This is a genomic window from Saccharopolyspora shandongensis, assembly GCF_900106995.1.
Lineage (GTDB): Bacteria > Actinomycetota > Actinomycetes > Mycobacteriales > Pseudonocardiaceae > Saccharopolyspora > Saccharopolyspora shandongensis.
The window spans coordinates 1-14,995 of sequence record NZ_FNOK01000086.1 but is presented as its reverse complement, the minus strand read 5'-3'; the positions used below and the strand labels follow the sequence as shown (position 1 = coordinate 14,995).

16 protein-coding genes are annotated in these 14,995 nt (G+C 65.1%); 6 read left to right on the top strand and 10 right to left on the bottom strand.

Annotated features, from left to right (window positions below):
- Positions 1-248: 248 nt before the first annotated feature.
- A complete protein-coding gene (locus BLW84_RS43305; protein WP_093278192.1) occupies positions 249-1,007 on the bottom strand; it encodes a hypothetical protein in 759 nt (252 codons plus the stop codon).
- 84 nt (positions 1,008-1,091) lie between these two features.
- Between BLW84_RS43305 and BLW84_RS43300 the strand changes: the two genes are divergently transcribed.
- Positions 1,092-2,036 (top strand): exonuclease/endonuclease/phosphatase family protein, encoded by a 945-nt coding sequence (locus BLW84_RS43300; protein WP_093278190.1) that lies wholly within the window; start codon positions 1,092-1,094, stop codon positions 2,034-2,036.
- A gap of 47 nt (positions 2,037-2,083) precedes the next feature.
- On the opposite strand, the gene BLW84_RS43295 is transcribed toward BLW84_RS43300, so the two are convergent.
- The gene (locus BLW84_RS43295; RefSeq protein ID WP_093278188.1) at positions 2,084-2,587 is read right to left on the bottom strand and encodes a hypothetical protein; all 504 of its coding nucleotides are present in this window, start codon (positions 2,585-2,587) and stop codon (positions 2,084-2,086) included.
- A 287-nt stretch (positions 2,588-2,874) separates the two neighbouring features.
- On the opposite strand from BLW84_RS43295, the gene BLW84_RS43290 reads away from it, so the two are divergent.
- From BLW84_RS43290 to BLW84_RS46985, 3 genes are all read left to right on the top strand, one after another.
- On the top strand, positions 2,875-3,195 hold the full coding sequence (locus BLW84_RS43290; protein ID WP_093278186.1) for a hypothetical protein: 321 nt from the start codon (positions 2,875-2,877) through the stop codon (positions 3,193-3,195).
- 1,335 nt (positions 3,196-4,530) lie between these two features.
- Positions 4,531-5,907: a hypothetical protein gene (locus tag BLW84_RS43280; RefSeq protein ID WP_218157728.1), complete on the top strand. Its 1,377-nt coding sequence runs from the start codon at positions 4,531-4,533 to the stop codon at positions 5,905-5,907.
- Between the two features lie 34 nt (positions 5,908-5,941).
- Complete coding sequence (locus BLW84_RS46985; RefSeq protein ID WP_143061327.1) at positions 5,942-6,142, top strand: hypothetical protein; 201 nt, start codon at positions 5,942-5,944, stop codon at positions 6,140-6,142.
- 198 nt (positions 6,143-6,340) lie between these two features.
- Here the strand turns inward: BLW84_RS46985 and ku are convergent, their stop codons facing one another.
- The 3 genes from ku to BLW84_RS43270 all read right to left on the bottom strand — a co-directional run bounded on the left by ku (position 6,341) and on the right by BLW84_RS43270 (position 7,777).
- Complete coding sequence (gene ku / locus BLW84_RS43275) at positions 6,341-7,177, bottom strand: non-homologous end joining protein Ku (protein ID WP_245761790.1); 837 nt, start codon at positions 7,175-7,177, stop codon at positions 6,341-6,343.
- A 30-nt stretch (positions 7,178-7,207) separates the two neighbouring features.
- Positions 7,208-7,504: a hypothetical protein gene (locus BLW84_RS46980; RefSeq protein ID WP_143061326.1), complete on the bottom strand. Its 297-nt coding sequence runs from the start codon at positions 7,502-7,504 to the stop codon at positions 7,208-7,210.
- Positions 7,505-7,576: 72 nt separating this feature from the next.
- Positions 7,577-7,777, bottom strand: coding sequence for a lasso peptide biosynthesis B2 protein (locus BLW84_RS43270; protein ID WP_093278182.1), 201 nt, complete (start codon positions 7,775-7,777; stop codon positions 7,577-7,579).
- A 134-nt stretch (positions 7,778-7,911) separates the two neighbouring features.
- On the opposite strand from BLW84_RS43270, the gene BLW84_RS43265 reads away from it, so the two are divergent.
- Positions 7,912-8,352, top strand: a complete 441-nt coding sequence (locus BLW84_RS43265) for a hypothetical protein (protein ID WP_093278180.1) — start codon at positions 7,912-7,914, stop codon at positions 8,350-8,352.
- A gap of 250 nt (positions 8,353-8,602) precedes the next feature.
- The gene (locus BLW84_RS43260) at positions 8,603-9,721 is read left to right on the top strand and encodes a hypothetical protein (protein WP_093278178.1); all 1,119 of its coding nucleotides are present in this window, start codon (positions 8,603-8,605) and stop codon (positions 9,719-9,721) included.
- A gap of 304 nt (positions 9,722-10,025) precedes the next feature.
- On the opposite strand, the gene BLW84_RS43255 is transcribed toward BLW84_RS43260, so the two are convergent.
- From BLW84_RS43255 to BLW84_RS43240, 5 genes are all read right to left on the bottom strand, one after another.
- On the bottom strand, positions 10,026-10,820 hold the full coding sequence (locus tag BLW84_RS43255; protein WP_093278176.1) for a DUF2637 domain-containing protein: 795 nt from the start codon (positions 10,818-10,820) through the stop codon (positions 10,026-10,028).
- Positions 10,821-11,693: 873 nt separating this feature from the next.
- Positions 11,694-12,146 carry a nuclear transport factor 2 family protein gene (locus BLW84_RS48155; RefSeq protein WP_177227023.1) on the bottom strand — a complete coding sequence of 151 codons (453 nt, stop codon included), beginning with the start codon at positions 12,144-12,146 and terminating at the stop codon, positions 11,694-11,696.
- Positions 12,143-12,733 carry a hypothetical protein gene (locus BLW84_RS48150; RefSeq protein WP_177227022.1) on the bottom strand — a complete coding sequence of 197 codons (591 nt, stop codon included), beginning with the start codon at positions 12,731-12,733 and terminating at the stop codon, positions 12,143-12,145. Before BLW84_RS48150 ends, BLW84_RS48155 begins: the two co-directional genes overlap by 4 nt.
- A gap of 24 nt (positions 12,734-12,757) precedes the next feature.
- The gene (locus tag BLW84_RS43245) at positions 12,758-13,567 is read right to left on the bottom strand and encodes an SDR family NAD(P)-dependent oxidoreductase (protein WP_093278174.1); all 810 of its coding nucleotides are present in this window, start codon (positions 13,565-13,567) and stop codon (positions 12,758-12,760) included.
- Between the two features lie 10 nt (positions 13,568-13,577).
- Positions 13,578-14,951: a phenylacetate--CoA ligase family protein gene (locus tag BLW84_RS43240; protein WP_093278172.1), complete on the bottom strand. Its 1,374-nt coding sequence runs from the start codon at positions 14,949-14,951 to the stop codon at positions 13,578-13,580.
- Between the last annotated feature and the right edge of the window lie 44 nt (positions 14,952-14,995).

Sequence of the window (14,995 nt, the reverse complement as noted above, 5' to 3'; positions counted from 1 at the left end):
CCCGGTGGTCTCCCCGTCGGCGGCGCGGCGCCAACTGGTAGCTGCCAGCGTGATCCTCAATGCTTGATCGAACGCCACCGCTAGCGGTGCGCCCCGGTCGCGGCCCCCACGATCCGCCACCCGTACTGGTCTGTGGATTCGTCAGTGATCTGCAGGTCGGCAAACTCCAGCGGCGTGTCCTCCATGCCGCCACCGTAATGCTGATCAACAGCTCTTCACCCACAGAACGACCGGGGCAGCGGCGAGGTCTACGACTGGGTGGCGATCGAGCCGAGCAGGGCGTGCACATGGTCGGGCAGGCGCGCCAACAACGCCGAGGTGTTCTGGTATCCGAGCTGGGCAGACCGGTCGAGGCTGTCCGTGTCGAGACAGGGGGAGTCCGGTCCGAGCCAGGTGCGCACGGCCGGCTCCGGCCAGGGCGTGATCCAGTCGACCGCCGCGTCCACGCCGAGCCAGCCGCGGCCGACTGAGCCTGTCGCCCGGCTGATCGCGACGCGCAGGCGCGGCGGGACGAAGTCGGTGGTGTCCCGGTCGCATGCCAGCGCCCCAGAGGCGGGCCCGGCCGCGTCGAAGAGGTCCCAGTCGCGCACTTCGGCACAGCCCCATGCTCGGAAGTCGTCCACGATCCAGTCGCCCTGCCGGTACAGAGCGCTGGTGAGCTGCGCCAGGACCCCGTCCGGATGCAGAAACATGGAGCACTGCCTCGGACCAGGCGGGGTGTCGATGGTGTGCTCCAGCACCGGTTCGAACCCGAACTCTGTACTCATGATCGAGGTAGCATGCTCCACGAGATCGCCGACGCCGGTGTCGTGCAGCTTCCGCCACCGCCGGTGGCGAGGGACGTCCGGCACCGCGCCGAGCCACGACGGGCGAGCGGACAGCCACTGCGCCACCGACCCGACCGCCGCCCGGATTTCGCCGTGATCCCAGGCAATCTGTGGAAAGCTGTGCCCCCACTGAGAGCACAGCGTCATCAACGCACGCATGGCCTCGCGGCGATCACCCATACCCAGCACTGTAGCCCGTCTGCCCGCACATTCAGCCCCACAACCCGTGTCCGACACCGAACCCCGCAAGGAGGCGATCATCATATGACCGTGCTGCGTATCGGCACGTGGAACATCTACGAGTACGCCAGAGCGAACACCTACCGGGACAAGCAGGCCGCGGACCGCTATGCCCTGGTGCGCAAAGCAATCGCCGAGCTGGAGTGCGATCTGCTGATGCTGCAGGAGATCTGCGCCGGCCCGCACGCACTACTGGAGATTGCCGAGGAGACCGGGATGTCGTGCCGCTACAAACAACCGTGGTGGGACGAGGAAGGTGGTGAGCCTGGCCGGAGCGCCATCGCCGGAACCAAGCCCCGCGCCGACTTCCACGTCGGCCTGTTGTGGAATCCCAGCGCGATCACGCCCTACACGGACACATTCCGCGCCTACGACGGGGAGTTCTGGCATAACCTGGCATCGCTGGCCTTCGACGTCGACGGCGTGCTGCTGCGGGCGGCGTCATATCACGGCAACCCGTTCGGCCGTGAGAAGCGCATCGACGAGGCCGAACGCGTGGTGTCCGCACTGACCAGGCCCTACGGACAGTTCCCGCTCGGGATCGTTGGAGCAGACTGGAACAGCGTGTCTGATGACCGAGTGCCGGGCGCCGACGGATCATGGCAGCACTACCACCCCGACCCTTACACTGATCGCCCTTGGGTAGAACCCTTTATCTACCAGTGCCTCTGGGACATCGACGACGCCACCGGCCTGCCGACGAACTGGCGGGCCGACCGCCGACCCGGAACCACACTGTGGAGCGCAGGACTCCGTGACACCGCCGCCCTGGTCAACAAACCCTGGCACCGGACCGTCGGACACTTCGATCATGCGGACATGGGGGATCGGGCCATCGACGGCCACCGCGTCACCCCAGCGTTGGCACCGGCCGTGGTCGATCACGAGGTCATTGAGAACGACCGGACCCGCGGCGCCAGCGACCATCTGCCAGTCGTGACGACGTTGGATCTCGACCGACTCCCCTAGAACTGAGAACAGGGGTGGGGCCTGGTTCGTGCCGGGGCCTACCCCGTTCACACCTGGTGGGCGACCCAGAAGTCTTCATCGAGCGCGATCACCGGAGCATTTAGCTTCCCCTGGTAGCGAGTCGGATCGTCCCGGACCGCGCACCATTCGACCTGCGCTTGCCACAGCAACGGCGCGCGAGCGGACCCGGACGGGTCGTACCCGGCGACCTGGTCCTGCACGTACTGCTTGGCGGCGTCACGGGTCGGCCACACACCCAGGCCGCCGGCGCCTCCCTCACGGTGGATCACGCCGGTGTCACGACGGATCCGCCAGCCTCCCGGCCACCACTCCGTTGGCCCCTCAGGCGCGTACGCCAGCCAGTCCTGCCGAGCCTGCATTTCGCGGCACTCCAGCAGGGCCTGCTCGGCGTCATCACTCCACTCACGCGGCGCCGATTCCTCACCGGAGACCTGCCGAACATGATCAAAACGCCGTTCCCGTAGATCCTGGTACGCCGCTTTGGCGGTCCGCACCCGTTCCCGGCTCATCGTGCTGTCCGTAGACGGCATCCGCCCCTCCACTTCGTGACCTCTGGTCACCGAATCGAAGCGAGAAGCCGGGGAAACAGCTGATCAACCGAGCCAAGACCGCTACAGTCGGGTTCTTGGCCGATTTCGACGTGCAGACCTTGCGGGAGCTCTACGCAACAAGCGGGCTGTACTCGCCGAAGCACGGGCCCGGCAGGTCCTCATCCCACCGGGCGCCCCAGTCTTCGGGCGCCACATCGCCGTGGCGTTGCTGGTGATCATGGCCGCGCGCAGCAGATACTGAACACGTGTTCGAGGGTGTTCATTGGATGTTGGCTCGCCGCATCAGCCCGCCACGGCCGGTCTGGATCAACGTGGATGCCTTGGTGTCCTACAAGCGGGGCCGCGGGCCGGGCGCAGACACGGTGCCGATGGTCGTTCATGCCCACGGTGTCGAGCTCGACCGCTTGGTGGCGGGTATGCAGCTCGCGTGGCTGCGCTCCGATCGCGGGCAGTGGCTGGGCGTGGTCACCTTCTCCATTCCGACCGCTGTCGGCGATCTGCCGGTTCAGCAGCTCGTTCCGTCGACGGCGTTCCGTCCGCGAAGGCCGGAGACGAAGCGCGGTGCGGCCGACTCCGGCGCATCCTGAGCCCGTGGTCGAGCTGGTCACCTTCCCCGCGGAGCAGCCTGCGGGCCTGGTCGTCGTCGAGATCCGCGAGCACGGCATGATCGTGGGCGACGCCGACTAAATGCGTTGCAATTCCGGATATCGTCGCCGTATCGAAAAACGGGAGAAGCTGGGCGATGCTCGCGCTAGAGCAGTTTCATTCGTACGGCACATTCAAGGCAGAGAAACGTCTACGTCATTTTCTCCTGAAGAATCAGATGCGGATCGTCGTAGGCCCCGCAAGCAGGGGATAGCCGAAAATGAAATCGCCCTATTCTCTGATCTAGACGAGCATCTAAAAAGATCCAGTGATTTCACTTCAGGGGTTCATCTTGGCCAATCAGGGCAGCTTGGTCGTTGCGCAGTATATTTCTTTGGTTTTCCTTGTTGTGCTGGTAGCGACCTGGGCTAAAAATCCGACGCGCCACAAGGACACAGAAGGTACTGCGAAATCTTGATGTTGCGGGAGGCTGGCGTCGGCGATTGATCGAAGCAGGCACGGCGTTGACCACCCAGCCCATCGCATGCGCTAGCCTGCTCTGCACTGCGATGGGCTCGGGGCCACTGCCGCGCTGTCTGCCAGGACGTGGGACAGGTCGGATCGAACCGGTGGGCTTACGCGTCGCAGCGGGCGCCTGGGGAAGGGTGGGGCTGGCGACCGACATTGTGTCGGCACTGGCTGCGTTGCGCGTTCGATCGTGGCGCCTGGGGTAGCTTGTGTCCTCCATCATCGTCGTCCTCGTGGGCCTGTTCGGACTGATCAGCGCGCCGCTGTGTCTCTGGCTGATCCTGCGCTTTCTCAAGCACGTCTACGACCGCGGGGGCGCTGAGGATCTTCGGGTTGCGACGGCAGCCCTGCGGACGGCTCGGTCGCCGCGAGCTCCGTTGCCCGAGGGAGCAGCGGACGACAGCAGGGACGCCGGGCCAATGGAGGAGCGGCGTGGCACTGCGGCGTAGTTGGCACCAGCCCGACGGTCGACTCGCCCGCGATCAATCGCCCCTCCCCCCCCCTTTCGGGGAAGGAACAATCGCGCAGGATGTCCGAAGTTATGCACAGGTACTCGGCCGACATACGCTTCTCGGTCCACTCGACGCACGGGCCGGAGATGCACGTGGGCCGCGAGCGGGTGGGTTGTAGGCGAGCCTCGCTTGTTCCTTCGGCGGGACATTTCACAAAGGCGGGGCGGTCGAACCGCCGCCTCGAGCGCGAGTCGGCCAGGCGGGCATCGCGAAGGGAAGGCAACCCCATTGGAGTGGGATGTGTTATGCCATGGGGGATGCATAGGCATCACCCTGGATTCACAAGCAGGAGGCACGATGCTCGACCTTGAGGACCGGGTCAACCGGGTGTTCAACCCGGATGTGCGGCCGCTGGTGCAGGAGGCATACCGCTGCTACGTCTCCGGCTCGGCTCGTGGGGCCATTGTCTTGACCTGGACAGCGGTCTGCGCCGACCTCATCGCCAAGGCCCGGATCCTCCATGAGGAAGGCGAAGGCGAGGCTGCGGACTTGGTGTCCCAGGTTGAGAAGGCGCAGAGTAGCGAGGAAAGCGAAGCGATCCCGATCATGCTGACCCTCGAGAAGACCCTGCTCGTCATTACGGAGAAGCTGGAGCTAATCGACTTCACCCAGCGCAAGCAGCTGGAGAGGATCCGCGACGACCGGCATCTGTGCGCACATCCGTCCATCCGGCCGCTCGGTGAACTCTACGAGCCGACGATGGAGTACGCCCGAGCCCACCTGGTCGCTGCACTGGAAGCGGTGCTGATCCACCCGCCGAGCCAGGGCCGAAAGATCGTTCAGAGCTTTCTCACTCACGTTGTCGATCCCGGATTCGTCTTCGACACCGAGTACCTGACGTACACGTTCTTCGACCGTGTACGGCCATCGAGCCGCTTCAGGGTTGTCGAAGCTGCGGCCAAGTTTGCTGTCCTGGCGATCGACGATGATGCGATCAAGATCCCACCGGAGGAGTTCGCAAACCGGATGGCAAAGTGCCTTCGCAGCTTCGCTCGCCGCGATGTCGACCTCGTCAAGCGGGCCGTCGCCAAACAGATGGGCCGCTTGGAGAAGGCAGAGCCGGCTGTGCATCTTAGTGCTCTTGGTCGGCTCGGAGATCTGCCGGCGTTCTGGGCCTCCCTCCCCGCGCCGGTGAGCAAACTTCTTAATGTGAAGATCGAGGCGATCGGAAACGCTCAGGGAAGCTGGGACCTGACCCTCAGCACAGATGAGGCCAAGGCTCTCGCGCTCGTCGCCCATCCTGAGCTTTGTGAAACGCTGCCTGCGCTCACCGAAGCTTTCGATCGCCTTTCGGCCAGCCAGAAAGCTCAGGTCATCGAGCAGCATCCCGGTTCCTACTTCACCTCGTACCTCCCCGGCCTCCTCAAGGCCGCAACAAGCTACGACGGTGGTGAGGCCATCGCCAAGAAGGCGGTCCTTCCCTGCGCCGGGTACCTGAACAGATCCGAGTTGGAACAGGTCCTGAAGGAGTGGAACGACAACAGCCAGTGCTGGGGCCGCGCCATGCCGCGCTACCTGATCGACCTTTACGGCCTTACCTCCCACCTGGGGCCCACACGGAAGGCTCTCTGGAATCCGATCCTGGAGGACCTTCGTCTCGATGAGGCCGCCGGGGGCTTCTTCGACCTGATCTCGTCCGGTATTGAAGCTTTCGACGGCGTACACGGGTCATGAGACGCGCTGAGCGGATGACAAAGGACGTCGCCGCATGGCCGCCCCGTCCGAGGTCGGCGAGGTGCATGCCGCACCGCATGAACAAGAGATGGCTCAGATGCCGGTCGGCACCCTGTCGGCTGCGGCGTTCGACCCGTCGGCCTACGAGACGAATACTGCGAAAAGCTCCAGGAGCGGATCGCCGCCAAGCTTGCCTGCCGCTCGGCATCACAGTGCCGTCGCCGCGGTGCAGTGAGGCCACCTTCCAGGATCTGGCGGAAACGCTTCAAACAGCGTGGCTCGCTAGCGGCAGCAGTGCACGTCGAAGTCCACGATCCGGCTGACCGACTGCCGCGACAGGTGTTGCAGTTAACAGCACGCGGCACCAGCGCCCTGAGCGTTTTTGCTGCTCAGAAGCTTGTCTTGGTATGAGGCACCTTTGTATTGGTGGCTGTTAGTCGGTTCGACTCCGCCGGGCCTCGACGCTGGCTTGCAGCGCGTCCATGAGGTCCGCGAGCGCTGTGGATCGCGGGGCTGGAACGGCTTTCTCAACGGTCTCGTGGGCTTGCTTCGCGTCGATGAGGGCTCGCACCGTTTCCTGGTAGGTGTCCTTATAATCCAGCGGTTGCCAGTCGATGGCCATCGCTTCGATCAATTGCACCGCTGTGCCGAGCTCTTGTGCGGTGGCGCCGCTGCGGTCGGGCAGGCTGGCACCGAGTTCACGGTGTGGGTCGCGGACTTCGTCTGCCCAGTGGAGAACATGCAGTGCGAGGACGTGCTTCTCGGCTTTCAGCGCAGCGAGGTACTGGCGATTTCGCATAACAAAGGTGGCGATCCCTGCCCGATTGGTGGTCTCCAGCGCCTCCCTGAGCAAAGCGTAGACCTTGCGGTACTCGGCCCCGTCGGGCGCGAGGTAGTAGGTTCCGCCGAGGTAGACCGGATCCACCTGTGCCAGGTCAACGAACCCGATGATCTCCAACGACCGACTGCGGCCGGGGGCGATGTCCTCCAGTTCCTTGGGTTCCACGATCACCCAGCCGGCCTCGGTGGGGTAGCCCTTGACGACGTCGGCGAACGGGACCTCTTCGCCGGTGCGCTCGTTGACCCGCTTATGCCGCACCCGGTCACCGGTGCCCCGCTGGACCTGGTGAAACCGAATAGTGTGGGACTCCACGGCGGCGACCAGCTGCACCGGAACAGACACCAGGCCGAAGGTCAGCGCCCCGCCCCACACGGCGTGTGCCATCGTCACCACCTCCCTCCGCGAGGTGTCGTGGTCGAAGTCCAGCACCGAGGTCGGCAACGTGGGCAGGGGCAGAGGTCATCGCTGTGGCTGGTTGAGCGCCCTGGTGAGTTCCCGGTTGGCCGCTCGCGCCGCGTCGAGCTCGCTGGTGCGCTCCTCGAGCCGGCCTTGCAGCTCAGCAACGTGTTGTTCGAGGAGGGTGATCTGCTGCTGGAGGCGGTCGATGTCGACGGGTGCGACGAGGCCGGAGTCGTGCCAGGCGCGTTCGCCAAGTAATTCGGACAGCCGCCGCTCGAGTTGCCGGACCTGGGCGGTCAGGCGCGTGTTGCGCTGCGGAGAGTTGGCAAGAACGGCTTGCAGGGACGCCCGGGTCACACCGGTCGAGCCGTCGGGTGGAGGCAGAACCGCCTCAGGACGACGCTCTGCCGAGGATGCTCGGGCCAATGGTCAGCAGTGGCTGGAAGTGCCTTGCAGGTAAGGCTCGCCAATGGGCTGGCCGTCGGCTTCGACCCAGGCGTGGGCGGCAAACGGGTGGGTTCGCACGCCGGTGCACCACGTCGGCCAGCTGCCGCGGAATTGGCAGAGCAGGGCCACAGCGATGGAGCGTTGCAGGCAGCCCTGGCCGGCGCAGCGCAGGCTCACCGCCATCCACCACGGCCTCCCGTCCTCGTACGAGCGCTGGAGGCCTGGAGCGGTCGCGTAACGACCTGTCGCGAGTGCCCCTTATCGGTTGAGCGGTTGTGGTGAGCTGGCCACCATGCAGGTGTGGAATGCGTTGATCGGTGGCCGGAACCTTGAGCGGGGCTGTCCTGACCTATCTCTTCGGCCGTCGTTCTGCGTTGCGGACCGAGCGAACCGCCCGCCGGGAACAGATTCGAGCCGACCGCATTTCCGCGTACTTGGCGTTCGCGGAGGCGGTGACCGACTGCCGAAGGGCGGCATACGACGGGTGGCACCGGCAGCATGACCGTTCTGATCAGGACGTGGTCGCTGAGGCGTCGGCGGAGTACTACCGCTATCGCTCGGCGGCCGAGCATGCGTTGCTGCGGATCAAACTGGTCGCTTCCGACGCTCGGGAGATCGTGGGGGCCGCGCGTGAAGCGCTTGACGCCGCAACCCAGGTCCAGCGAGCCAAAGACGAAAGCCACGTCACCGAGCTAGGTGACCACGCCGCACGCAAGGTCGACACCTTCATCGCAGTTGCTGCATCCCAGATCCAGTAGCTGGCCATCGATGCTGTTCACATGCTGGCGGTGGTCCGGGGCGACCGTCGACCGGGCGCCCCAACTAGCGATCACCCGAACTGGCGTTCTAACGGTCGGCGGCAGGGTCGCCGCGTTCGGGAGCTGCACGCACAGCGGCCACAGCGACGATGATCGTGCGGTCCTGGAGCCGACGGAAGATTTTTTGTCGTTTGGGGTCGATTCCAGAGCTAGTAAGTGAGGGCACGTTGAGTTCTGGAGGACAGGAGCAATGGGACAGCACATGACGCCAGCAAAGGGCGGCGAGGAAGACCACGACGGAACGTACTGCAAGCACTGTCTGCTCACCGGCATCGTGTCGGAGTTCTGCCGTCGTCGCGACAACTGGTTGACGATCTACACCGGGTCGGATCCGGGCGCTGATCTCGAGGTACCCACGCGCCTCGGCGAGTCCCTGAGCGCGGATGACCTGCAGAGGATCGTGCGTTTCTCGGCGGCAGAAACCCGGCGCCACGTTGAGTCCCTCCTGCCGATCTGCCAGGACTGCTGCAGGTCCTTGGTTATTCACTTGGATGGGCAGCGCCTCGGGCCATGGCGAGACCTGGCAGTCAATCTGATGCCCGCCAAAGATGTCCTCACAAAGTGGCTGCTTTGGCTTACCGACCGTTATCAGGGAAGTGATCGCCGTTCGGAGGTCATCACAGCAACGACCTTGCTCACGCTGCAAAGGTGGCGTGTTCTTGCTGAGAGCCCCGGAACGCAGCCGGCACACATTGCCGCACGCAACGCGTGGATAGCAGCCCAACAAGCAAGGGCAGCGTTGTTGAGCGAGAACCACCAGCTCACCATCGAGAAGCGCTTCGACGCGGCCAAGAGCTTTGCCCACGACTGGCTTGGCTGGTCCAGCCCGACCGACGCACAGGTCCAGGGAGTCGTTGACGCTTTGCTCTGCGATGCTTGGATCTCTCTGGAAGCAGAGGCCGCCGACGACGAAGTCGTGGGCGTCTTGAAGAGGTTGGCCGACAAACAGCACTTGGACTGGAGACCACTGCACCTAGGGAAGATAAGAGGACAACGGATCACCTCTCTCTCGGCTGAGTTCGGTCATGACCGTCAGCGCACGTCGATCCTCGAAACGCTGCCAGGTCCTGACCTTCAGGTCGGCTGGAGCAACCCGCGCGTCGACTGCATCTTGAACAAGCTCAAACCGGTCGAACGGAACGTCGTCCTCATATACGCCGACTCTCCAGGAATGAGCTGGAAAGAGGCCGCGGAGGCTTGCGGCCAGCCAGCCAAATTCGGCGAGCAACGGGTCAGACGACAGGTTAGCCGTCTCGTCAAACAGCATCGAGAACGGCAACAAGCCCGGCGCGGGGCCATAGAGGAATGAAGAGACCAGTCTCAACCACATCACGAAGTGAAACCTCGATGTCGAAACGACGTAATCCCTCACGCCGCAACATCCCCACCCGGCACATGATCGTTCTCCGCTACATCTCTGCGATCGCGGGACTGCTCATGGCAGTGGCTGCACTACTTCATGCGGTCCTGCCCTGGTAGCTCAAAGCTGGCCGCAAAGAGATAGTCCTCCTGGCCAGTTACGCCACAGCTGAAGTCTCCGGCGCGACTTGCGACGACCACAGGCATGGGGTGGCCCTTCGTTGTGCGAAGGGCCACCCCATGCTGGTGCCTCCTCAGCGTTCGCCTTGCGTTGCGTCGTGGAGCTGGTGACGCTGCCGGACATGGCGGGTGAGGGCTCGGGCTCGGTCTGAACCGATGCCCAGTTGGCGTCGTAGCGTGTCCGCTGCGATCGGACGTTTATGGTTGTCCCAGTGTTCGGAATCCAGCTCGCATGCTTGCTCGAACAGCGGATCATGACCAACGGCTTGCGAAACTTCGGACGTCAAGGCGCCAGTAGCAGTGCCCTGACCAGGTACGTTGTGTTCTGGAATGCACTCCGTTGGATCGGCCTCACCCGTTAGGGCGTCGGCTGTCGATGAGTGCATTCCATCTGGTTCAGTCGGAGCCCTGTTCGTCGGCGCCTGGTCTCCATCTCTCTTGCCGACGGAGGCCGCAGTTTCGCCTCGATGTCGCTTTAGCGCTTGATTCAGCAGTTCGACCGACAGCAACAACGCCAACGGAGGACATGCGGCGACCGCGACGGCGAACACGCTCAGCTCCGGCGCCGAAGCCACATTGGCGCACAGCGACAATCCAATCCCAAGAAGGAACGCCAGCCATGCCTTCCAGCGTCCCGCAGGGCGGCATGGGCCAGCCTTCCACAATTCGACAGTAGCTATCGTCAGCAACCCGTCCACGATCAACGGCCAGATCGCTGCAGTGGCTCGGTCCGCACCGAACCGCAGGGCAAACTGGCGGCCGTGCTGATACGACACGTAGGCCGCACCAGCGGCGACCAAGATCGTGCAGGCGCACTGAAGCAACAGCGCCCGATCGTGTGAAAGTGATGAACGTCCAGGCCAGGTCACCAATGACGATCACCCTGACCTCGGTATGGCAAACCGGTGCGTGTGCGGCGTGGTTGATGACCGTCTTGCACGAAGCAGAGCTTCAGCCTGGCTGCCTCGTGCCTCTCGTCGAAGGAGTCAGGGTGCCTGGTGTCGTGGCACTGGACCTGAGTCGCCAGCCAGCCGCGCCGACCCCGGGTCTTTCTCTGTGGACGTGTCAGATGATCGAACACCGTGGTCGTCCTCCTTGTAACTGCCATGATCAAATGGCGGTTTCCTGGCGACGGGAACGCGCGGGAACGCGCGACAACCGGTCGTAACGAGGAGGAACAAGAGCCGCTGACCTGCAGGGATACGCGAAACAGCTGGTCGGCCCCAGCGGGCCACTACCTTGACACGGTAGAGGTCACTGGTTCAATCCCAGTATCGCGCACCATCTATATACCCAGGTGAGAGCCCCTTCTGATGATCTTCATTAGTTGGGGCTCCTACTGTTTTGGGAGCACGGTGGGAGCAGTTGATCTTGGCTTACTGTGCTCATGCGATCTGTGCTCATCGTTGCTGACACAGGTGTTGCATCATTTTGATCACGATGCGCGCCTCACTGGGCTGGCGCCGAGTGGCCTGTGCGTAGTGGCCCGACGGGGTCCGGTTCCGTGTAGCCGGGGATGCGGAAACCGGACCCATCGTGACCAGGGCCGGTGGCCTGAGGCCGCACCCATTCCGACGGGCACCAGCGACAGGCGAACGCCGGCAGGTGGATCTTGTGTTCTTCCTGGTCGGTCACGGTTCCGTTGGCTCCTCGATGGTGGTCTTGGCGCGTTCGTGCCGGTCCGCGACTCGTTGCAGGGATGTCTTGCTGCGCTGTGGTGTCCGGGTCCTTCTCCGTGATGCCTACGGTGTCGCCGGAGAGGTTCGGTGCGCTCCGGCGTATCCGAGGGCGACATAGCGTCGATGCGCGATGCGCCATCCGGCTTCCGTCTTGCGCCAGCGGTCGAAGTAGGTGCCGTGGGTCACGACGGTGGGACCGTCCGGGTACTGCTTGGTGACGACCACCGTGGCGCGGGTGCGGGGCTCATCCGCGTCGGTCTCGTCGAACACGAACCCGCACACGTGGTGCAGGACGGGATTGACCCTCGGCATCCCCGACTCGGCGAAGTCGCGAAGCTCGGCCGCGCCTTGGAACAACGCCCGCTGATCATGCTGGTCGACGAGAACGACCTCGAAGATCCCGTCCTCTGTGAACACTCCGACGAAGCCCTCGACGTCCCCGGTGTCGTAGGCGTGGGCGTAGCGGCCGGTCGTCTGCTGGATCGCGAAGCGATCGTCGACGTCGAGATCCGTCACCGCTGTCCGGCTTCCGTGTCGTCGGGACCGACCCACGGGTTGACTGGACCGGCGAGCAGGAAGCAGCTGTCCGGCATCGTGCGCGTGCCGTCGTCCTGCGAGGGCGCGGTCGCCGTGGCGAGATAGAGCCCCTTCGCATAGTGCCGCACCTCGTCCACGAGGTCGGTGATACCGGCCACCTGCTTGTTGAACGCCGTGTACCGCATCATCAACGACGGCCTGCCGTCGACGAACGACTCGCCGATATCGGTGGCGAACCGGCCCTTCCGGGTGTACCGGTATCCGTCCCCATCTTCCCCAAGCTTGCGGAAGATGTTGTAGCCCTCGCCGGTGGAATCGCCGTTTGCCTTGTACGCCTTGCCCAACCAGTAGCCGCGCGCCGACTCGTCCCGGTAGAACTGGGTGGCGGCGTCCCGGATCTCCTCCGGGGAGATGTGGAGAATGGGCATGTAGGCCGCGTACTCCCCGTCGAGCTCCCCCATCTCGGGAGCGGGCAGGCTCTTCCACAGCTCGAACAGCTCGTGCTGCGGTAACGCCAGCAACTGCTGGACGCCGATGGCCGGGCAGGGGTCGATCTGCTGATCCATTGTTGCCTTTCTTCGGAATTCGGTTCAGGAAGCGGCGGCGGTTTTCTGGGCCGCGGGACCCGCCAGCCAGCCGCCGTCGATGGTGTGGACGCTGCCGGAGATGAACGACGCGCTGTCACTGGCCAGGAACGCGGCCAGGTTCGCGACGTCCTCGCCGCGTCCCATCCGGCCGAGCGGGAACCGGCTGCCCACGTCGCGTTCCTCGCCCATCTTGCGCATGAAGTCGTTGCTCGCGATGTACCCGGGGCAGATGGCGTTGACCCGGATACCGACCGGCCCCAACTCCAGCGCGGCCGTCTTGACCAGGCCGAGGACTCCGTGTTTCGACGCCGAGTACGCCGACGCCATCCGGACGCCGATGAGCCCGGCGGCCGACGAAGTGACCACAATGGATCCACCGCCCGCGTCACGCATGGCCCGGCCCGCCGCCCGCATGCCGAGCATGACGCCGCGCAGGTTCACCGCCATTGTGCTGTCCCATGCCTTCAGCGAGAAGTCGAGAACCGTGGCGGGCTGCGCGGATTCCGGGTCCATGGCCGCGGCGTTGAGATGCGCGATGTGCACGGCGCCATAGCGGGCGACCGTCGTGCTGACCATCGAGTCGTTGTCCTCCGGGGCGGCGACGTCGACCCGCAGCGCGAACGCCTCGCCGCCGGCGGCGACGATGTCCTTGGCCGTCCGCTCGGCGGTTTCGGCGTTGATGTCGGCGCAGCACACCCGTGCTCCCTGGGCGGCCATCGTCGCCGCGGACGCTGCCCCGATGCCGGACCCGGCCCCGGTCACGATCGCCACTTTCCCGCTGAGCGAGGCAAATCCTTGATGTGCTGTGGTCATTGGCGGCTCCTTATTGCGCGCTGAGTGGGATGATCCGGCGGAACTTGCCACCGGGCGACTGTTGTGGTGGCTCGTCGGCACGTTCGAGCGTGACGTGGTCGGCCTTGTGCTCGGTGAGCAGACGAGTGATCTCGTCGCGCACGGCCTGCCATACGCGGTCAGTGTCGGTGCCCTGCCTGGTTTGCAGGCGTACGCGCAGTGCGGAGGGCGACGTCTGGACGAGCTGGAACCGGTCGATGCCGGGAGTGCGGTCCAGCAGCGTGCCGAAGAGCATGGGCGAGATGCTGACGTGCTCGCCGCGATCAGTGGGGAAGGTGAGCATGTCGGCGGCGCGACCCGCTACCCGGATGGCCGGCAGCGGGTTGCCGCAGGGGCAGGGGTCGGGGCGGAGTAGGACGCTGTCGCCGAGGTCGTAGCGCAGGAACGGCTGGACCCGGTTGGCGAGGTTGCTGATCAGGACAGTGTGCGACGGCTGCCCCGGCGGGACCGGCCGGTAGTCGGCGTCGACCGGCTCGGCCACGGCCCAGTCGCTGTTGACGTGGTACCAGCCGTGCGCGCAGCCGACGCTCAGGAAGCCGCACTCGGTGGCGGCGTAGGCGGCATTGACCTTCGCGTGGAACGCGGTCGCGAGCCGTTCCCGGATGTCGGCGGTCAACGTCTCACCGCCGGGAATGACGAGCGCCGGGCGGATGCGCAGGCGGCCGGCTTCCTGCTCCCCGGCCAGCTGCGTGAGCATGCTCAGGAAGCCGGCGAGGCTGGCGGGGTTGTACCGGTTGAGCTCGTCGACCAGCGTCGGCAGCGGCTGGTCTGTCGGGAAGACCCGCATGATCCGGCTGAGCCGCGGGCTGTCCCGGCGGAACCGCTCCGTCGAGGCGATGGTGTAGAAGTGGCCGGTGGGTGCGCTGACGACGGCTATGCGGCCCCCGTGGGCGAGCATACGGCCGAGGTCACGGACCCCCAGCAGGCCACGGGAGCGTGACCCAAGGGCGTTGGGCACGGCCAGGTTCCGCTCGTCCAGTACGAAGAGGCCGCGGACACCGCTGGTTCCGGAGGTGGTGGCCACCAGGTACCGGTCCTGGAACCGCGCCCCGACGAGGTCGGGATCGGCGACGAACGCCTCGACCCGCTCGCGGGTCACCTGGCGGTCGGTGACCCAGTCGTCGAAGTGCCCCATCAGCGTCTTCTTGTCGGTGACCGGGAGCAGTGCCGGATCGTCGACCTTGTCTGGCAGGTCGCGATACAGCTCGCGGTAGTACGGCGAGTTCGCGCGGGCGTAAGCCACCATCTCGGCCAGGCGGGCGCGCTGCCGTCGCGCGATCGCCTCGGCGCCCTGCCGCATGTCTCGTCGTGCGTCGCGTGCGAGGCGCCGGACGCTTTCGGTCATGATGAGCTGGTCCTTTCTCCGGTGAGATTGGGGCTTCCGGCGGA